This window comes from Actinomyces sp., assembly GCF_030524025.1.
In the GTDB taxonomy this organism is placed as follows: Bacteria; Actinomycetota; Actinomycetes; order Actinomycetales; family Actinomycetaceae; genus Actinomyces.
In genome coordinates this window covers 123,370-143,063 of sequence record NZ_JAUNHI010000003.1, presented here as the reverse complement: position 1 = coordinate 143,063, position 19,694 = coordinate 123,370, and the positions used below count along the sequence as shown (strand labels likewise).

The window sequence follows — 19,694 nt, the reverse complement described above, 5'->3', positions numbered from 1 at the left end:
CGACCGCGCCACCCAGGAGGAAGCCATGGCCTCACTCGTCGTGGACATCGTCGACCTGTCGACACAGGCCGGATCCACCAAGGACGTGCACCTCGAGGTGCCCGCCCCCGCCGACCTGGGCACCGAGGTGATCGGCGTGCCCCCGGGCAGCCCGATCCTTGTGGACGCCGAGCTGACGAGCCTCGACGACGGGGTCCTTGTGCGCGGCAGGGCCGACCTGAGCGTCCACGGGCAGTGCGTGCGCTGCCTGCGCGACCTCGACGAGCAGCGGACCGTGTCCTTCGACGAGCTCTACCTCCTGCCCGAGGCGGCACGCGCCCAGGCCGAGCAGGGCGACGAGGAGGCCGACGACCTCTTCCTCCTGGGGGACACGGGGCTGGACCTGGAGCCCGCCCTGCGTGACGCCCTCGTGCTCACCCTGCCCTTCCGCCCCCTGTGCACCCCCCAGTGCGCAGGCCTGTGCCCCCAGTGCGGCGAGCGGATCGAGGACCTGCCCACCGACCACTCCCATGAGAGCATCGACCCGCGCTGGTCGGCCCTGGCGGGGCTGCTGGCGGCCCCCGACGAGCCGGGGCGGGGCTGATGGCCCGGTCCCGCCGCCCCGCACCCCCGGCGCGCACCGACGTCGATACTCTCGTCTACCGCTGGGGACCACCGATCGAGCCCTCCCTGCTCGACCTGGCCCTGACCCACCGCTCCTGGGCGCACGAGAATGGAGGCCTGCCCACCAACGAGCGCCTCGAGTTTCTGGGCGACTCCGTCCTGGGACTGGTGGTCACCGAGTACCTGTTCCGCACCCACCCGACGGTCGCCGAGGGGCAGCTGGCCAAGATGCGTGCGGCCACCGTCTCCGAGCCGGCCCTGGCCGCGGTGGCCCGCGACCTAGGGCTGGGGGAGTTCATCAAGCTCGGCAAGGGCGAGGCGCTGTCGGGCGGCCGGGACAAGGACTCGATCCTGTCCGACGGCGTCGAGGCGCTGATCGGCGCCACCTACCTCAGCCACGGCCTCGAGCCGACCCGTGAGGTCGTCGAGCGCCTCGTCTCCCGCTTCCTCGACACCGCGCGCACCCGGGGGGCGGGCCTGGACTGGAAGACGAGCCTGCAGGAGCTGAGCGCCGCCCACTCCCTGGGCAACCCCGTCTACGAGGTCGAGGGGGTGGGCCCCGACCACGAGCGTGTCTTCACCGCCCGGGCCCTGGTGGACGGACAGGTCCTCGGCCGGGGCTCGGGCACCTCGAAGAAGGTCGCCGAGCACGCCGCCGCCGAGGCCGCCTACGCCTCGATCCTCGCCGCCCACGGCGACGGCGGTCTCGACCTGCCCGGGGTCAACGAGGCGCTGCGTGCCGACCTCGCCGCCCACCGCGACCGCGCCGCCGGGGCCTGAGACGGTGCCCGAGCTGCCCGAGGTCGAGGCCGTCCGGCGGGGGCTGGCACGGCACCTGACGGGACGGAGCGTCGAGCGGGTCGAGGTGCTCGACCCCCGCCCCCTGCGCCGTCAGGAGGGCGGGCCGCAGGCCTTCGCCCAGGGCCTGAGCGGCCGGACCATCACCGGGGCGGTGCGCCGCGGCAAGTTCCTGTGGCTGCCGCTGGACGACGGCGCCGCCGTGTCGGCCCACCTGGGCATGAGCGGCCAGCTGCTCGTGCGTGGCACCGGCACGGCTCCACCGCCGCAGCTGGAGCGTCAGGCGGTGGTCGACCCGGCGGCCGAGGGTGCCGACCTGACCGCCCGGCGGCCCCCGGCCCTGAGACCCGGGGTCGAGGCGCGCCCGCGGCACCTGCGGGTTCGCCTCCACCTGGCCGCCCGCCCCGGGGACGCCCCGGGTGGTGCGGCGCTCGACCTGGTTGACCAGCGCATGTTCGGCGGGCTGCGCCTCAGCGCGCTCGTGCCCACCGCGGACGGCGGGCCCGGGGGTGAGGGCAGCCCAGAGACCCGGCTGCCCCGCGACGCCGCGCACATCGCCCGCGACCTGCTCGACCCCGACCTGGACCGCAGTGCCCTGGAGGCCCGGGCGGGTCGCTCGGCGCGAGCCGTCAAGACCCTCCTGCTCGACCAGCGCCTCGTGTCGGGGGTCGGCAACATCTACGCCGACGAGGGCCTGTGGGCCGCGCGGGTCCACGGCCTGCGCCCCGGATCGGGACTCGCTCCCGACCGCCTCGCCGAGCTGTTCGACCGCACGGCGGAGGTGATGACCCGGGCCCTGGCGGCGGGCGGGACGAGCTTCGACTCCCTGTACGTCGACGCCGAGGGGGCCGCCGGGTACTTCGCCCGCGAGCTCGCCGCCTACGGCCGGGCGGGCCGGCCCTGCCGCAGATGCGGCACGACCCTGCGCACCGAGCGGTTGGCGGGGCGCAGCCACACCTCCTGCCCGGTCTGCCAGGTGCGCCCGCTGGAGACCTGACATACGTGCGTCACGGCCGTTGGGCCCGCCGCCTCACGGGGCGATACCGCCATGCGTGCGACGTAGGTCCCCGGTGCTGATACCCTCACGGCATGCCCAGCCCCGCCTCCGCCGAGACTGCCCGAGTCATGATCGTCGATGACCATGAGATCGTCCGCAGAGGCATTGCCGAGATCATCGACCGGGCCGAGGATCTCGACATCGTGGCGGAGGCCGGCTCCAAGGCCGAGGCACTGCGCAGGGCCGAGCTCGTGCACCCCGACGTCGTGCTCGTCGACCTCCAGCTGCCCGACGGCACCGGCATCGAGCTGATGCGCGAGCTGCGCGAGTCCGTCCCCGGGGCCCTGCCGATCGTGCTGACCTCCTTCGACGACGACGACGCCCTGGCCGAGGCCCTCGACGCCGGCGCCCGCGCCTACCTGCTCAAAACCGTCCACGGGGCGGAGATCTCCGACGTCGTGCGCGCCGTGGCCTCGGGACGCGTCCTGCTCGACGAGCGCACGGTCACCCGTCGCAGGGCCGACCACGACGACCCGACCGCCGACCTGACCAACGCCGAGCGCAAGGTCCTCGACCTCATCGGCGACGGACTGTCCAACCGCGAGATCGGCGAGCGCCTCGGGGTGGCCGAGAAGACGGTCAAGAACCACATCACCTCCCTGCTGGCCAAGATGGGCCTGCAGCGCCGCACCCAGGTGGCGGCCTGGGTGGCCGGCCAGCGCGCCTCCGGCTGGCGCCGCCCCTGAGCCCGGGCGCCGGCCTCAGCGCAGCGCCCGGCCGGGGTGCTCCAGCGGGGCCCACCACACCAGGCGCGTGCCCCCGCCGGCGCCGGACCCGATGACGAAGGTGCCGGCCCGGCGTCTGGCCCGCTCCGACATGTTGGCCGTGCCCGAGCGGCGCGTGACCGCCGGGTCGACGCCCACGCCGTCGTCGGTGCACACGATCTCGAGCGCGGGCACCCCCCGTTCCGGGCAGCTGCGGGCACCGAGGACGCCCGCGGCCAGGACGCCGTTGACCGAGACCTCGACCTTGACCGAGGAGGCCCGGGCGTGCCGTGCCACGTTGGACAGGGCCTCACGGACCACCGCCACGGCGTCGTCGGCGATGTCGGCCTCCACCGCGGCGTCGACGGCGTCGACCAGCTCGTCGGCGTCGCGGGAGTCGGCCTGGGCCAGCCCGTGCCCGTCGACGGTCAGCAGGAGGGAGGGGGCGTAGCCCAGGGAGGTCCGCGCCAGGGAGGCCTCGCGCCGCAGGCGCTCGACCATCCCCACATCCTCGTCGCGGTCGCGCAGCGAGCGCACGATCGAGCGGATCTGCTCCACCGAGTCGTCGATGGCCGCCAGCGAGCCCTCGAGGGCCGAGCAGGCATCCTCGGGGTCCACGACACCGGCCTGGGCGGCCCGGCGGATGCGGTCGTGGGCCGCGGAGATCTGCATGCCGGTGGCGAAGAGCTGCTGGATGGCCAGGTCGTGCAGGTCCCGGCCGATGCGGGCGCGCTCGTCGAGCAGGGTGGCCATCTCCTCGGCGTGCTGGGCGTCGGCGAGCTCGAAGGCCATCGTCGCCTGGCCGGCGAAGAGCTCGGCGACCTCGAGCTCCTGACGGGTGAAGGGCGCGGCGCCCTGCTCCCGCAGCAGGAGCATGACCCCCACGCCGCGGCCGCGGTGGACCATCGGGGCATACAGGGCCGGGCCGAAGTGCGCCAGCTCCTCGACGAGCAGGTCGCTGGCGTCCCAGGCCTGGGCGAGGGACTCCTCGATGAGGCCCGTGCGGTGTGCCAGGGCGGTCAGCGCCCGGCCCTCCGGGGGGAAGAAGGTGCCGATCAGCTCTCCGGCGTGGGCGCCGTCGGCGATCTCGCAGATCCAGGTCTCCCCGACACTGGGCAGGATGAGCGCGGCCGTGTCGGCGTGGGCGACCTCACGCACCCGGTGGGCGATGTGGGTCAGCGCGTCGTCCTGCTCGGCCCCCGACAACAGCAGCGTCGTCAGCTCCTGAGCCAGGGCCATCCACTGCTCGCGGTCGCGGGCCTGGCGGTACAGGCGGGAGTTCTCCACGGCGACCGCGGCCGCCTCGGCCAGGGCGACGACGGTGGCCGCGTCCGCGGCATCGAAGCCCTCGGCCTTGTCGCACAGGTAGAGCCGGCCGTACACGTAGCCGTGCACCCGCAGCGGCGCCGAGAGCACCGATCCCGGGCCCTCGCCCTCGATGGCGCCGGTGAAGGGGGCGCTCGACAGGTCGTTGCAGATGACGACGTCGCCCTCCCCGCGGGCGCCCGTGGCGGCCCCGGTGATCATCGCGTCGAGCTCGTCGGGGGAGGCAGTCGCGGCGCCCGAGGTCAGGGGCGCGCGGTCGGCCCGCCCGAGAACCGCGATGGTGGCCCAGCTCGCCCCGGTGACCGTGCACGCCGAGTCGGCCAGGCGGCGCAGTGCCTCGGGGACCCTGAGCGAGCTGGTCAGGCGCAGGGCCTCGCGGAACAGGTCGACGCCGCCCGCGCCCCGGTCGGGCGCCGCCGGGCGGGCGGGGCGGCTGCGGGTCGAGGTGAGCCGCTCGGTGTGCACCGCGTAGGCGATGGTTCCCGCCCCGGAGGCATCGGGCCCGGGGCCGGCGGGCAGATGCAGGATGAGGTCGTCGTCGGGGACCCCGGGCAGTAGGACCCTGCCGGCGTCGGTGGGCCGCTCAGCCACGGTCGGTCACCTCCTGGTCCACGGCCCACCTGTAGTCCCGGTCCTCGGCGAGCAGACGGGCGTGGGGCCCGCGGCGCTGGACACGAGCCGGCCCGGCGGGGTCCGGGCGGCCGAGGACGATGACCTCGTCCGCCCGGGCCAGGGCCGACAGGCGGTGGGTGACGAGCAACACCCCCCGGGCGGGCCGGTCGCCGAGCAGGTCCTCGACGAGGCCGTCGGCGGTGGCGGAGTCCAGGTGCTCTCCCGGTTCGTCCAGGAGCATGACGGGGGCGGGCGCCGCCAGCGCTCGGGCCAGGAGCAGCCGGCGGCGCTCGCCGCCGGAGACCGTCGTCGCGTCCGAGCCGATCGGCGTGTCCAGGCCCTGGGGGAGCGAGGCGAGCCACGGGCCCAGGCCGGCGCGCTCGAGCACCTCGACCGCCTCGGTGGCCTCGAGCGCCCCGTTGGCCACGCGCAGGTTCTCCAGGACCGTCGTGTCGAAGACATGGGCGTCCTCGGCGGTCAGCGTCACCCGGGCGGCGACCTCGGCGCGGTCGGCGGACCACGGATCGGCGCCAGCGAGGCTGAGCGTGCCGGACAGGGGAGGCAGCAGCCCGGCCAGGGTGAGCAGGAGGGTCGTCTTGCCGACACCGGAGGGGCCGACGACCGCGAGCCTGTCTCCGGGGGCGAGGCTGAGGCTGATGCCTTCGGCCACGACCGGCCCGCCGGGCCAGCCCACGGCCAGGTCGCGTGCGGTCAGGCGCGGTCCCCCCGCCGCGCCGGCGGGCAGGGGCCGGGGGGCGGGCGCCTGGGCCGTTGAGTCCTCGGCCCGTTCGACGAGCTCGATGAGCCGCAGGGCCGCGCCCGCCGAGGTGACGAGCTGGACGGTGGCCGGTCCCAGGGCGGAGGACGCCTCGAAGGCGCTGAGCGGAACGAGGACGATCACCGCCAGGAGGGTGGACGGCAGCTCGCCCGCGGCGACCGCGGCGGTGCCCACGATGAGGTTGCCCAGCACCGCCAGCCCCATCGCGGCGGAGTCGATGGAGGCGGCCAGGGCGGCCGGGCGGGCGGCGGCGTCGCGCGAGGCGGCCAGGTGGCGCTCGAGGCCGGCCAGATCCTCCATGAGGCGGGGCATGCGGCCCGAGACACTGAGCTCGGGGCCGCCCTCGACCGCCGCCAGGACGGTGGCCGACAGGTCGGTGGCCTGCTCCTGGCGGGCCAGCTCGGCCCGCCGGGCGGCCCGCACTGTGGCCAGGGGCCCGCCGACTCCCGAGATGAGCAGGCAGACGGCGACGATGAGTCCCGCGGGAGGGTGGATGAGGCCCAGGCCCAGGCTCGTGGAGACGCCGAGGACGATCGCGACGGCCATGGGCAGCACGGCGCGCACGACGAGGTCGCCCACCGCGTCCACGTCCGCGCCCACGCGCGCCAGCACGTCCCCGCGGCGCAGGCCCACGACGACGTCGGCGCGCGAGGCGGCCAGGATCTCGTAGAGGCGGGTGCGCAGCGCGCTCATCCCGTGCAGCGCGGTGTCGTGGGAGGCCAGCCGCTCGCAGTAGCGCATGAGCGGCCGGGAGATGCCGAACAGGCGGACGGCCACCGGTGCCACGCCCAGGGCGACGATGTCGGGCATCTGCGCGGCGCGTGCGATGAGCCAGGCCGCGACCCCGGCCAGGGCGACAGCGCTCATGAGGCTGAGCGAGCCCGTCGCCACGCTGAGCGCCAGGGTCCTGCGGCGCAGGCCGAGCAGGCCCACCGCCCTGCGCAGGGCTCGCGTCTCCTCCTTGGTGAGCACGGCGGTCATCGTCCCGCCCCCTCGACCTGGGCGCGGGGCGCCACGAGGACCGGCGGCTCGGCGCCGCCCTCCGGGCGGTCCACCGGGGTGCTGGAGACCGCGACCACGTCGTCGGCCCGGGCGATGAGCGCCTGGCGGTGGGCGACGACGACCACGGTGCGTCCGGCGGCGCGCAGCGCCTCGACCCCGGCCAGGACGTGGGCCTCACTGGCCGCGTCGAGGTGGGCGGTCGGCTCATCGAGCACGACCAGTGGGGTGGAGTCGACAAGCGCCCGGGTCAGGGCCAGGCGCTGGCGCTGGCCCACCGACAGGCCCGCCCCGGCCTGGCCCACCGGGGTGAGCCATCCCTGGGGGAGGACGTCGACCACCTCGTCCAGGCCGGTGGCGCGCGCCGCCTCGAGGAGCGCGGCCGGTGGCTCCTCGGCGCACCGCGCGGCCCGCTCCGGGCCCAGGACGTTGTCGGCGATGGTCCCCGGGACGATGACGGGCCGCTGGGGCACCCAGGAGACCTGCCTCCACCAGGAGGCGGGGTCGATGTCGGCCAGGTCGGTCCGGGAGCCGTCGGGCGTGCGCACCCGTACAGCACCGCGGTTGGCCGGCAGGAGGGACAGCAGGACGAGGGCCGTCGTCGTCTTGCCCGCGCCCGACGGCCCGGTCAGGGCCACGAGGCGGCCCGGCGAGATGGCGGCGCTCAGCGCGGCCGGCGCCCAGGTGCCGCGCGCACGGACCCACAGGTCCTCGATCTCGATGACCGCGCCGCGCAGGTCCGGGGCGGGCAGGGCGCCCCGTTCGGGGCGGGGGGTGTCGAGCACCTCGAAGACGGCCTGGGCGGCGGCCACACCGTTGGCCGAGGCGTGGAAGTGGAAGCCCACCTGGCGCAGGGGCTGGTAGACCTCCGGAGCGATCATGATGACGAGCAGCCCGGTGGCCAGGTCCATGCGTCCGTACAGAAGCCGGAACCCGACTTCGACGGCGATGATCGCCACCGACAGCGTCGTGATGAACTCCAGGACCGCCCCCGACAGGAAGGCGACCTTGAGGGTCTGCATGGTCGTGGCGTTGTAGGCCCGTCCCAGCGCGGCCACCCGGCGTCCGGGACCCTGCTCGCGGCCCAGGGCCTTCAGGGTGGGCAGCCCGGCCAGCAGGTCGAGGACCTGGGCGCCCAGGCGGTCCATCGCTGCGAGACGCTCCTCGGAGTGCCGCTGGGTGAGGCGGCCGATGAGAACCATGAAAACCGGGATGAGGGGGACCGTCACGGCCACGGCGACCGTGGAGGGCACGTCCTGGACGAGCATGACCAGGGCGGTCATCGGCGTGACCGTGGCCGCCAGGAGCAGCTGGGGCAGGTAACGGGTGAAGTAGGGCTGGAGGTCCTCCAGGCCGCGGGTGAGCAGGGTCGCGGTCGACGGGCCGTGGATGGCCTGCCAGCGCGGGCCCAGTGCGCCGGCGTGCTCGAGGACCTGGCGGCGCAGCTCGATGACGGTGCCCGTGGCGGCACGGTGGGCCTGACGCTCCTGGAGGAGCAGGACGAGGGCACGGCCGGCCAGGACGAGCGCCAGGGCGCCAAGGAGCCCGGCAGCTGGTCGTGCTGCGGGGGAGCCGGTGACCATGGGGGCGACCGCCCGGGAGATGAGATGGGCCTGGGCGACGACGAGCAGCGCGGTGAGCGTGCCGGTGACCGCCGTGGTGACGATGTAGCGCCGGGCCGAGCGCGCGTGACGCAGGAGCCGGGGGTCCAGTGGCTTCACCCGTCCAGGATAGTAGGACTGTGGTCCCGGTGTTCTCGCTATGGCGCCGGGGACGGCGCTGCGCTGCGTCCCCGGCGCGGGCGGTCAGTAGCCGATGAGGGCTTCGGGCTGCTCGGAGTCGCGCACCTTGGTGGGGTGGAGGCCGCCGGTGTCGGGGTCGATGGCCTCGGCGCTGACACGGCTGGAGAACACCCGGTAGGACCAGATGGTGTAGAGGAGGACCATCGGGGTGAACACCGCCGCGGCGACCGACATGATGAGCAGGGTCGTGTCGGCCGAGGCCGCCTGCTCGATGGTCAGGGAGTAGGCCTGGTCGATCGAGGAGCGCATGACGTCGGGGGCCATGGCGGCGAAGATGAAGGCGACGGCAAAGACGATCCCGCCGAAGTGCAGGCCGAAGGCCCAGCTGTCGCGGCCCTGGCGCACGGCCAACAGGGAGCCGACCAGGCATCCGGCCGTCAGCGTGAGGGGGGCCCAGGAGGCGGTGTTGGGGGAGTGGGCGACCTGTGCCCACAGCGCCCAGGCGGCGGCCAGTGCCGTCGAGACGACCCCGATGCGCCGGGCCAGTCCCAGGGCGCGCGTCGACAGGTCACCGGCGGTCTTGAGCGCGATGAACAGGGCGCCGTGGGTGAGGAACAGCAGACAGGTCACCGCGCCGCCCACCAGCGTGAAGGGCGTGATCATCGACAGGAATCCGCCGGTGATCTGGTGAGAGGCGCCCACGACCAGGCCGTCGGCCGGAACCTGGGCGGCAGGGACCACAGAGCCCGAGGCGGTGTCGACCACCTCGATCCGCATGCCCTGGACGAGGTTGGCGAAGGCCACCCCCCACAGGATCGACACGACCCAGGCCGCCACGGTGTGCACGATGTCCCAGCGGTCGCGCCACCGCTGGTCGTTGATCTTGGGGCGCCACTCGATGGCGCACACGCGCACGATGAGGCACAGCAGGATGAGGAACAGGGCGATGTACGCGCCGGAGAACAGGGTGGAGTACCACTCGGGGAAGGCGGCGAAGGTGGCGCCGCCGGCGGTCAGGAGCCAGACCTCGTTGCCGTCCCAGTGAGGGCCGATCGACCTCATCATCGCGCGGCGCTCCCGCTCGTCGCGGCCCAGGACCCGCAGCAGCATCCCGACGCCGAAGTCGAAGCCCTCCAGCGCGAGGTAGCCGGTCCACAGGACGGCGATGAGAATGAACCAGAGGATGGACAGGGTCATGGTGTGTACCTCTACTTCCTGCGGCTCAGTACGCGAAGGACAGGTGGTCGGCGTCGGTGGTGGGCTCCTTGCCCGGACCGTCGTCCTGCGGGGACGGGTCGGTCGGGGTGTGGACGCCCTCACGGATGTAGCGGCGGAGCAGGACGAACCAGACTACGCCCAGGGCCGCGTACAGGAGGGTGAAGACGACCAAGGAGGTCAGGACCGTGGCCGAGGACACGACCGTCGACACACCGTCCTGGGTGAGCAGGTGGACCTGGGAGACGGGGTCGGCGAGGTTGGGGGCGACCACCCAGGGCTGGCGCCCCATCTCGGTGAGGATCCAGCCGAAGCTGCAGGCGATGAAGGGCAGCCACATCGTCCACAGGGCGGCCGTGCCGATCCGCGGGTCGGTGACGAGCCGGCCCTTGCGGGTCAGCCACAGAGCCAGGACGCCGACGCCCAGGGAGGCCATGCCCAGCCCGATCATGAGGCGGAAGGACCAGAAGGTGACCATGACATTGGGCGTGTAGTCCACGCCGGTGCCGAACTGCTCCTCGTACATCGCCTGGGCGTCGTCGAGCCCCATCAACTCGGCGTTGGGGTCATTGGTCGCCATGAAGGAGTAGACGTGGGGCACGGTGATGACCCGGGTGATCTCCCCGTCGCAGCTGCCGAAGGCCAGGACGGTGAAACCGGCTCCGGACTCGGTGTGGCACAGGGCCTCGGCCGCCGCCATCTTGGCCGGCTGCTCCTCGGCCACGAGCTGGCCCTGGTGGTGGCCCGAGCCGGCGGTGACCAGGCCGCCGAGCACCATGACGATCGCCCCGAAACGCGCCGCGCGGCGCCACAGCTCGCGTGCCTCGAAGTCCTGCCCGGCGCGTGCGGCCTTAGTCATCCACCACACGGAGACCCCGACGATGACCGCGCCGGCCACGAGCAGGGCCGAGGCGATGACGTGGGGGATCGTCGTCCACAGGATCGGGTTGGTCAGCACCTTGAGGAATCCGCCGACGCCGTCGAGCTCGGCGCGCCCGGTCTCGGGGTTGATGACCGCGCCCACGGGATGCTGCATCCAGGAGTTGGCCGCCAGGATGAACACGGCGGAGAAGTTCGTGCCCAGCGCCACCATCCACATGCATAGGTTGTGGATCTTGGGGCTCAGGCGGTCCCAGCCGAAGATCCACAGCCCGAGGAAGGTGGACTCCATGAAGAAGGCCAGGAGCGCCTCGAAGGCCAGGGGGGCGCCGAAGATGTTGCCCACGAAGCGGGAGTACTCCGACCAGTTCATGCCGAACTGGAACTCCTGGACGATGCCGGTGGCCACCCCGAGCGCGAAGTTGATGAGCAGGATCTTGCCGAAGAACTTCGTGACGGTGCGCCACTGCTCGTTGCCGGTCCGTAGGTAGAGGGTCTCCATGAGCGCCACCAGCGGGGACAGGCCGATCGTCAGGGGGACGAGGATGAAGTGGTAGACGGTGGTGATGCCGAACTGCCACCGTGCCAGATCGAGGGAGTCCAGCGCCATTGGTGCGATGTCCATCGAGCCCGCCTTTCTCAGGTGAAGTTGATAAGAATGATAAGTTCATCCGTGCAACTGCGCGGAGCTTGTGCCGAGTATAGGTGAGGCTGTGACGGGACGTCGTAAAACCTCCGCGCGATCAGGTCACGGTGCGGTCGCCTCCGGCTGTCCGCTCCTGGCGAGACACGCCGCGCGCCCGCGTTGCCGCGCGCCGTCGTGGGCCGCGGTGTGGGATACTCGGTCTGGCCCCGGGGTCGCCTCGTACCGGCACTCCGGAGTCCGAACCTCGGTCGAGGCCGCTTGGGGACGTGCGCCGCTCAGCGCGCCGCCGCACTCCCGCTCGCAGCGAGTTCCGCCGCAGGCCGGCGCCATCTGGTGCATCCACAGACTTTTCCGCTTCCTGTGATGGGAGCGCGACCACGCGACGGCGTCGCAGGTACGGCGGTGCCCGGCTCGTCCAGAAGGAGCAGACCCCATGGCTTCCTCCCAGCCGAACGAGACATCGGCCTCCCAGCCCGACGACGAGGCCGCGGCCACCTCCCAGGGATCGGCCGGGACCTCCCCGGCCCGTCGGCGCCGCCGGGCCACGGCCGCGGCAAGGACCCCCGCCCCGGCTCCCGAGCTGCCCGGCCCCCCGGCCTCCTCCGCTCACGCCGACGACTCCGGCGACTCCGGTGGCACTGTGCCCCAGGAGGTCGAGTCGACGGCCCCCCGGTCCGCGCAGGAACCCGCCGGATCCTCGGCTCGACCCGTGCGCCGGCGCCGCAAGGCGACGGCCGCCGCGACGACGCCCCAGCATGCCCCGGCCGCCGAGCAGCCCGTCCTCACCGCCGCCGATGCCGATCCCGACCTGGCCCCTGAGGCCGAGGGGGCCGTGCCGCCGGCGGATGACAAGGAGCCTGAGGAGGTCGACGAGGCTGAGGACGCCGAGGAGACTGAGGAGGCTGACGACGCTGAGGAGGCTGTGGACGAGGACAACGAGCCCACCCGCCTGCCCGCCGCCTCCCTACTCTTCCAGGCCCCCGACCCGGCGCGGGCGCGGCGCCGTCGCCGCAAGGCGACAGCGGCCACCACCTCGCCGCAGCGCGTTGCGCCGGCGGAGCAGGCGCCGCCGGCCGAGACCGAGGAGGAGGACGCCGCGCCGGGCCGTGGCCGTCGTCGCCGCCAGGCGAGCGCCCCCTCGACGACCCCCGAGCGCATCCCGCCGGCCAGTGGCCGCAGCGCTCGCGGCCAGGAGGAGGACGCCGAGGAGCAGGCCTCGACCGACGACTCCACCGGGTCCGGGGACGGCCTCGACCCCGCCGAGGACGGTGCGGGACGCCGCAAGCGCCGCCGCGGCGGACGCGGACGGCGGGCGCGGGGCAGGACGGAGGAGTCGGTCCAGGACCTGGCCGAGGAGGCCGCCGCCGAGGATCAGCATGACGGTGAGGACGATACCGAGGCCGGGGAGCCCGAGGAGTTGACAGACCCCGGGGACGCCGAGGCCCAGGGCTCCTCGCGCCGTCGGCGCCGTCGGCGGTCGCGCACGCGTTCGGACTCCGGGCGCGACGTGCGTGACGAGGTGACCGCCCTCAAGGGCTCGACCCGCCTGGAGGCCAAGCGCCAGCGGCGCCGCGAGGGGCGTGCGGCGGGCCGGAGGCGCCCCATCGTCACCGAGGCCGAGTTCCTGGCCCGGCGTGAAAGCGTCGACCGGCAGATGGTCGTGCGTGAGCAGGACGGCCTCAACCAGATCGCCGTGCTTGAGGACGGGCTGCTCGTCGAGCACTACGTGGCCCGCCACACCCAGTCCTCCATGGTCGGCAACGTCTACATCGGCCGAGTCCAGAACGTCCTGCCCTCGATGGAGGCCGCCTTCGTCGACCTGGGCAAGGGACGCAACGCCGTGCTCTACGCCGGTGAGGTCAACTGGGACGCCGCCGGCATGGAGGGCCGTCCCCGGCGGATCGAGGACGCGCTGTCCAGCGGCGACACGGTCCTGGTTCAGGTGACCAAGGACCCCATCGGGCACAAGGGTGCGCGCCTGACCAGCCAGGTCACCCTCGCCGGGCGCTACCTCGTCCTGGTCCCCGGCGGGACGATGACGGGCATCTCCCGCAAGCTGCCCGACACCGAGCGGGCCCGCCTCAAGAAGATCCTCAAGCGGATCGTCCCCGAGGACGCCGGCGTCATCGTGCGCACCGCGGCCGAGGGCGCCAGTGAGGACCAGCTCGCCGACGACGTCGCACGCCTGGTCTCCCAGTGGGAGGCCATCGACAAGAAGGCCTCCCAGATCCTCAGGGGCTCGGGCAAGGCGCCGCAGCTGCTCAAGGGGGAGCCCGAGCTGGCCGTGCGCGTCGTGCGCGACGTGTTCAACGAGGACTTCCGCAGGCTCGTCGTCTCGGGCGACCAGGCCTGGAGGACGATCAGCCAGTACGTCACCGAGCTGAGCCCCGACCTCGCCGACCGTCTCGAGCACTGGGTGGGTCCCGAGGACGTCTTCGCCGCGCACCGGGTCGACGAGCAGCTCGCCAAGGGCTTCGACCGCAAGGTGTGGCTGCCCAGCGGCGGCACGCTCGTCATCGACCGCACCGAGGCGATGACCGTCATCGACGTCAACACCGGCCGGTTCACCGGAGCGGGGGGCACCCTGGAGGAGACCGTCACCCGCAACAACCTCGAGGCGGCCGAGGAGATCGTGCGCCAGCTGCGCCTGCGCGACATCGGCGGCATGGTCGTCATCGACTTCGTCGACATGGTGCTGGAGTCCAACCGCGACCTCGTGCTGCGCCGCCTGGTGGAGTGCCTGGGCAGGGACCGCACCCGCCACCAGGTCACCGAGGTCACGAGCCTGGGCCTGGTGCAGATGACCCGCAAGCGGGTCGGTCAGGGCCTGGTCGAGGCCTTCTCCACGCCCTGCGAGTGCTGCTCGGGGCGCGGGTTCATCGTCCACGACACCCCGGTGGAGAACGGGGGCCGGGGCGAGGTGCAGGGCCAGCGCGGCAACGGGCGGGGCCGCGGGCGCAAGGCCACGGGCAAGTCCAAGGCCAAGGAGGCCCAGGCCTCGGCCGAGCAGGCCGCCCGGACCGGCGGCTCTGAGGAGGCTCAGGAGGCCAGTGGCCCGGACGACGCCGCGCGGGCAGCGGTCCGTGGGGCGCTCGCCCAGATCGCCGCGGCCGCTGAGCACGCCCACAAGGACGGCGACCCGGCCTGAGGCGGCCTGCGCCGCCTGCCTCGTGCGGAAGACCACACGCTCCGGGCAATGGCGCGGGTTGGTCCGGCGTTGCCGATCGCATAAAGTAGTCGGCCGGTGCCTCATGCACCCATGCCATGGACATAGCCCGGCCCGGCAGTGGACCTGACCGGTCCCGGGCGTCTGAAGTTACGACAGAGATGAGCATTCAAGTGGTCTACGCGATCGTCAAGGCCGGCGGCCGTCAGGAGAAGGTCTCCGTCGGCGACGTCGTGGTCGTCGACAAGCTCCCCGGTGAGATCGGCGACGAGGTCAGCCTCGCCCCCGTCATGCTGGTCGACGGCGACAAGGTGACCACTGCTGCGGACCTTGCCTCCACCTCGGTCACCGCCGAGATCGTCGGTGACGAGAAGGGCCCGAAGATCAACATCCTCAAGTTCAAGAACAAGACGGGCTACCGCAGGCGCCAGGGCCACCGCGCCCAGCTGACCGCCATCAGGATCAAGGCGATCGGCTGAGCGGCCGTCCCGACGCACTCACCCGCTGACTAGGAAAGACATCTGAGATGGCACACAAGAAGGGTCTTGGTTCCTCCCGGAACGGCCGTGACTCCAACGCCCAGCGCCTGGGCGTCAAGCGCTTCGGCGGCCAGTTCGTCAAGGCCGGCGAGATCATCGTCCGCCAGCGCGGCACGCACTTCCACCCCGGCGCCAATGTGGGCCGCGGCAATGACGACACCCTGTTCGCCACCGCCGCGGGCAACGTCCATTTCGGCACCCGCCGCGGCCGCAGGGTCGTTAACGTTGTGCTCGCCGAGGCCTGAGCCCCGGCGCACCCACGACATCACTGACCGAGGACTGACCGAGGGCGGACGGCTTGGCCGTCCGCCCTCGTGCCGTTGACGAAGCCCCACCCTCATCCCGCGAGGAGAGACCACATGCCCAGCTTCATCGATCGCGTGGTCCTCCACGTCGCTGGCGGAGACGGCGGCCACGGCTGCACCTCGGTGCACCGTGAGAAGTTCAAGCCCCTGGCCGGGCCCGACGGCGGTGACGGCGGCCACGGAGGCGACGTCATCCTCGAGGTCGACCCCCGGGTGACGACGCTGCTGTCCTACCACCGCTCGCCCCACCGCCAGGCGGGCAACGGCACTCCCGGCATGGGCGACTGGCGCCGCGGAGTCGACGGTGAGGACCTCGTCCTGCCCGTGCCCGAGGGCACGGTCGTCAAGGACGCCGACGGCGCCGTCCTGGCCGACCTTGTCGGCCCCGGGACCCGGCTCGTCGTGGCCAGTGGCGGCACCGGGGGGAGGGGCAACTTCTCCCTGGCCTCTGCCAGGCGCAAGGCGCCGGGATTCCACCTCCTGGGACTGCCCGGCCAGCGGCGCGACGTCACCCTCGAGCTCAAGACGATCGCCGACGTCGCCCTCGTGGGCTACCCCAGTGCCGGCAAGTCCTCCCTCATCGCCTCGATGAGCGCCGCCCGTCCCAAGATCGCCGACTACCCCTTCACCACGCTCGTGCCCAACCTCGGGGTGGTCGAGGCCGGCGACACGCGGTACACGATCGCCGACGTGCCCGGCCTCATCCCCGGGGCGAGCCGCGGCAAGGGCCTGGGCCTGGAGTTCCTGCGCCATATCGAGCGCTGCGCCGTCATCGTGCACGTCCTGGACTGCGCGACCCTGGAGCCCGGGCGAGACCCTGTCTCGGACCTGGAGAGCATCGAGGCCGAGCTCGCCGCCTATGCCGAGCGGCTGGGCCGCCAGGAGGACGACCCCGCGCTGACCGGGCGGGCCCCGCTCATGGCCCGGCCGCGGGTGGTCGTCCTGGCCAAGGTGGACGTGCCCGAGGCCGCCGAGCTCGCCGACTTCGTCACCGAGGACCTGACCTCCCGCGGCCTGACGGTCCTGCCGGTGTCCGCCGTCGCCCGCACGGGCCTCAAGGAGCTCTCCTTCACGCTGGCCGGGCTTGTCGAGCAGGCCCGGCGCGATGAGCCGGGCGAGCGTGCCGGCCACGGCGGGCAGCGCCCGGTCATCCGCCCGGCGGCCGTGGGCTCCCGCCACGAGCCTGCGGTGGCCGTCGTCAGTCTCATCAACCACCCGCAGGAGGGCCGGGTCTACCAGGTGCGCGGCGACAAGCCCGAGCGGTGGGTGCTCCAGACCGACTTCTCCAACGACGAGGCGGTGGGCTACCTCGCCGACCGCCTGGCGACCGCGGGCGTCGAGGACGAGCTCGTGCGCGCCGGGGCGCACGCGGGCGACGCCGTGCTCATCGGCGAGGTCGAGGGCGGGGTCCTGTTCACCTGGGAGCCCACGATGTCCACCGGGGCCGAGCTGCTGGGGGCGCGCGGCACCGACATGCGCCTGGAGGACCGTCACCGCCGCACCAACGCTGAGCGCCGGGCGGGCTACCACGAGATGATGGACGCCAAGGAGGCTGCCCGAGCCGAGTTGCGCGAGGAGGCCGCCGAAGGGATCTGGACGGACGCCTCCACCTGGCAGGACGAGGAGGACGAGCCGTGACAACCGCCTCGCGCCCAGCCGTCGACCCGTCGGGCCGTCCCACGAGCCTGCCCAGCGGTGCGCGGGTCGTCCTCAAGGTCGGCTCCTCGAGCCTGACCCGGCCCGACGGGGGCCTGGACCTCAACCGGATCGACATCCTGGCCGGCCTCATCGCCCGAATGCGCCAGCGGGGCCACGACGTCGTCCTCGTGTCCTCCGGGGCGGTGGCCGCGGGCATGGTCCCCCTGGGCATGGAGGCCCGGCCCACCGAGCTGCGGCTGCTCCAGGCGGCCGCCTCGGTCGGCCAGGGCAACCTGGTGGCCCGCTGGCAGACGGCCATGAGCGCCTACGGGGTGGTCACTGCCCAGGTGCTGCTCACCGTCCAGGACGTGGCGGTGCGCAGCCACTACCGGACCGTGCGCGCCACCTTCGACGCCCTGCTGTCCCTGGGCGCGGTGCCGGTGGTCAATGAGAACGACGCCGTGGCCACCACCGAGTTCAGCCTGGGGGACAACGACCATCTCGCGGCCCTCGTCTCGCACCTGGTGACCGCCGACGTCCTCGTGCTGTTCACCGATGTCGACGGCCTGTGGACGGCCCGGCCGGGCACCCCGGGGGCGGTACCGGTGCGCCACGTCGTCGGTGCCGGCCAGCTCGCCTCGGTCGATGTCTCGGCACGCGGCTCGGCCCTGGGCACCGGGGGGATGCGCTCCAAAGCTCAGGCCGCCACGATCGCCTGCGCCTCGGGCACGGCCACGATCGTGGCCGCCGCCAATGACGCCGCCCGCCTCCTGGGTCAGGCCACCATCCCCCAGGACCTGGGGACCTGGTTCGAGCCCACGGGACCGCACCGGCCCAGCCGGCGCCTGTGGATGGCCTACGCCTCGATTCCCGAGGGGCGCGTCATCATCGACGCCGGTGCGGCGCGGGCGGTGACCGTGGGCAAGAAGTCGCTCCTGCTGCCGGGCGTGACCGCCGTCGCCGGCGACTTCGAGTCCGGCTCCGTGGTCGAGGTCGTCGGACCCGACGGGCCGGTGGCCCGCGGGATCTGCCGCTACTCGGCCGCCGAGCTCGAGGAGGTCATCGAGGCGCGCGCCCACCGACGGCCCGGCCCCGACCACGTGGCCCCCGTCGTGCACCGCGACGACCTCGCCGAGCTGCCCCGCACCGCCGGCTGAGCCCCGCAAGGGGCGGTACTCCGAGTCGTATCGGGGCAGGCGGTATCAGCGTCGCGGAAGACGATCCACGGGTCGTAGAGCGTCGTGCGGGCTAGGTTCGGGATGAGGTCATCGAGCTTCGATGACCCGTTCCTGACGAGGCAGGGACGGGTCAGGGCTAGTCCGACGTGTGCGAGCAGAGTCTCGACCATGCCCGTGTCGGACTGGCCCTCGACAGCGACCCGCACGGACGGGTCCCCGGGGGCGTTGCTCATCGGCGGCCCTTGCCCCGGGTCGCGGTCATGAACCCTGTGAGGTCGTCAGGAGCGATGAGTCCCTCGACGACCTCCGAGACACTCAGACCGATCTCGAGCTGCGCGACCTCAGGCAGCTCCGCCAGCAGGCAGGCCCGGGAGCCGTCGTCGGTGACGCGCAGGACGAGGACTTCATCTGGGTGAATGCCCTCGTCGTTGAGAATCTCGGGGGCGTGCGTCGACAAGATGATCTGCAGGTCCGAGGAGCGTCTCACCTGGGCCAGGACGGATGGCAGTGTCCTCACGATAGCGTTGTTGAGCGACAGCTCGGGCTCCTCAAGCAGTAGGACACCGGGATTGGCCGGGGCCTTGATGATGGACCACAGGAGGCCGATGAGTCGGAGCGTCCCGTCGGAGAAATCCGCCTCGGACTGGCGTGATGGCTTCGAGCGCCAGTTCTTGTAGCCCGCCACCAGGTGTGGTCGTCCCGCCGCGTCGGTTTCAATGCTCAGGGACTCGAAGCCCGGGACGGCGGCCTGGAGCGCCGCCTGCATCCGCCGGAGCCATGCGTTGCGCGTCAGTGTCGGCGTGGCGTTCATCTGCGCGATGAACTCGCTGCCGTACGGGTCGTCGTGCGCGGGGGTGGTCCGACCCGGGTCACGAATGATCTGGGGGACGAGGTGGAAGTACTGGACGCGGGAGAAGTAGTCCGCGATGAGGCGGAACTCCTTGTTGGCGGCGATCTGCTCGAGGTGGGTCTGGGTGAGCCGCTCAGGGTCCTCCCGGTCGTCCTCATCGGGCCGGTGCAGCAGCGTCGTGTCGTTGAGCTCGACGATCTCGGCGTCGACGATCGGCCGGTTGCGCCCGCCGGACTCTCCCTTGATCGACAGGTGGTAGCGCCACAGGTCCGCCCCGTCGCGCAGACGCACGTCGACGACCAGGCGCCCCTTGGCGTTGTTGCGAGCGAAGAGACTGCGTACCTTGGTCAGGCCTCCTCGGCGCTCGATCGCCGAGGCCAGGCCTCCTCCTGGCTCGGCGATGTCAGACAGGAAGCGGAGAAGGTCGAGAAGATTCGATTTCCCCGAGGCGTTGGGGCCGACGATGAACAGCCGGTCGCCGACCTCGAAATCGACGTTCTTGAAGTTCCGCCAGTTGCTTGCGCAGATGTGTGTGATCCGCACCAGGTCACCTCTCAGCATGCGAGGGGCGGGTCGCGGCCCGCCGCCAACTGCACGGATTGTCCCATATCGCCTTGTTCGGTATGGACGACCTCGCCGAGCTGCCCCGCACCGCCGGC

The 19,694-nt window shown here is 72.9% G+C and carries 15 protein-coding genes; 9 read left to right on the top strand and 6 right to left on the bottom strand.

Going from position 1 to position 19,694, the window contains the following annotated elements:
* Nucleotides 1-25 precede the first annotated feature (25 nt).
* The 4 genes from Q4C85_RS02685 (at nt 26) to Q4C85_RS02670 (ending at nt 3,144) form a co-directional block, all read left to right on the top strand.
* On the top strand, nt 26-583 hold the full coding sequence (locus Q4C85_RS02685; RefSeq protein WP_303139262.1) for a DUF177 domain-containing protein: 558 nt from the start codon (nt 26-28) through the stop codon (nt 581-583).
* Entirely contained in the window at nt 583-1,383 is an 801-nt protein-coding gene (gene rnc, locus Q4C85_RS02680; RefSeq protein ID WP_303139261.1) for a ribonuclease III, read from the top strand. The genes Q4C85_RS02685 and rnc overlap by 1 nt, the downstream gene beginning before the upstream one ends.
* Nucleotides 1,384-1,387: 4 nt before the next feature.
* Nucleotides 1,388-2,398, top strand: a complete 1,011-nt coding sequence (gene mutM, locus Q4C85_RS02675; RefSeq protein WP_303139364.1) for a bifunctional DNA-formamidopyrimidine glycosylase/DNA-(apurinic or apyrimidinic site) lyase — start codon at nt 1,388-1,390, stop codon at nt 2,396-2,398.
* Nucleotides 2,399-2,490: 92 nt separating this feature from the next.
* Complete coding sequence (locus Q4C85_RS02670; protein WP_303139259.1) at nt 2,491-3,144, top strand: response regulator transcription factor; 654 nt, start codon at nt 2,491-2,493, stop codon at nt 3,142-3,144.
* A gap of 15 nt (nt 3,145-3,159) precedes the next feature.
* On the opposite strand, the gene Q4C85_RS02665 is transcribed toward Q4C85_RS02670, so the two are convergent.
* From Q4C85_RS02665 to Q4C85_RS02645, 5 genes are all read right to left on the bottom strand, one after another.
* Complete coding sequence (locus Q4C85_RS02665) at nt 3,160-5,079, bottom strand: GAF domain-containing sensor histidine kinase (protein ID WP_303139257.1); 1,920 nt, start codon at nt 5,077-5,079, stop codon at nt 3,160-3,162.
* Complete coding sequence (cydC, locus tag Q4C85_RS02660) at nt 5,072-6,859, bottom strand: thiol reductant ABC exporter subunit CydC (RefSeq protein ID WP_303139255.1); 1,788 nt, start codon at nt 6,857-6,859, stop codon at nt 5,072-5,074. The genes Q4C85_RS02665 and cydC overlap by 8 nt, the downstream gene beginning before the upstream one ends.
* Nucleotides 6,856-8,598 (bottom strand): thiol reductant ABC exporter subunit CydD, encoded by a 1,743-nt coding sequence (gene cydD, locus Q4C85_RS02655; protein WP_303139253.1) that lies wholly within the window; start codon nt 8,596-8,598, stop codon nt 6,856-6,858. Before cydD ends, cydC begins: the two co-directional genes overlap by 4 nt.
* A gap of 84 nt (nt 8,599-8,682) precedes the next feature.
* Entirely contained in the window at nt 8,683-9,816 is a 1,134-nt protein-coding gene (gene cydB / locus Q4C85_RS02650) for a cytochrome d ubiquinol oxidase subunit II (protein WP_303139251.1), read from the bottom strand.
* Nucleotides 9,817-9,841: 25 nt separating this feature from the next.
* Nucleotides 9,842-11,338 (bottom strand): cytochrome ubiquinol oxidase subunit I, encoded by a 1,497-nt coding sequence (locus Q4C85_RS02645; RefSeq protein ID WP_303139249.1) that lies wholly within the window; start codon nt 11,336-11,338, stop codon nt 9,842-9,844.
* Nucleotides 11,339-11,792: 454 nt separating this feature from the next.
* Here Q4C85_RS02645 and Q4C85_RS02640 point away from each other — a divergent pair, with 454 nt between their 5' ends.
* From Q4C85_RS02640 to proB, 5 genes are all read left to right on the top strand, one after another.
* Entirely contained in the window at nt 11,793-14,507 is a 2,715-nt protein-coding gene (locus Q4C85_RS02640) for an Rne/Rng family ribonuclease (RefSeq protein WP_303139248.1), read from the top strand.
* Between the two features lie 179 nt (nt 14,508-14,686).
* Nucleotides 14,687-15,004 (top strand): 50S ribosomal protein L21, encoded by a 318-nt coding sequence (gene rplU / locus Q4C85_RS02635; protein ID WP_303139247.1) that lies wholly within the window; start codon nt 14,687-14,689, stop codon nt 15,002-15,004.
* A 47-nt stretch (nt 15,005-15,051) separates the two neighbouring features.
* Nucleotides 15,052-15,309: a 50S ribosomal protein L27 gene (gene rpmA, locus Q4C85_RS02630; protein ID WP_303139245.1), complete on the top strand. Its 258-nt coding sequence runs from the start codon at nt 15,052-15,054 to the stop codon at nt 15,307-15,309.
* Nucleotides 15,310-15,423: 114 nt separating this feature from the next.
* The gene (gene obgE / locus Q4C85_RS02625) at nt 15,424-17,007 is read left to right on the top strand and encodes a GTPase ObgE (protein WP_303139243.1); all 1,584 of its coding nucleotides are present in this window, start codon (nt 15,424-15,426) and stop codon (nt 17,005-17,007) included.
* The gene (proB, locus tag Q4C85_RS02620) at nt 17,004-18,164 is read left to right on the top strand and encodes a glutamate 5-kinase (RefSeq protein WP_303139242.1); all 1,161 of its coding nucleotides are present in this window, start codon (nt 17,004-17,006) and stop codon (nt 18,162-18,164) included. The genes obgE and proB overlap by 4 nt, the downstream gene beginning before the upstream one ends.
* 250 nt (nt 18,165-18,414) lie before the next feature.
* Here the strand turns inward: proB and Q4C85_RS02615 are convergent, their stop codons facing one another.
* Nucleotides 18,415-19,578: an AAA family ATPase gene (locus tag Q4C85_RS02615; protein ID WP_303139241.1), complete on the bottom strand. Its 1,164-nt coding sequence runs from the start codon at nt 19,576-19,578 to the stop codon at nt 18,415-18,417.
* Between the last annotated feature and the right edge of the window lie 116 nt (nt 19,579-19,694).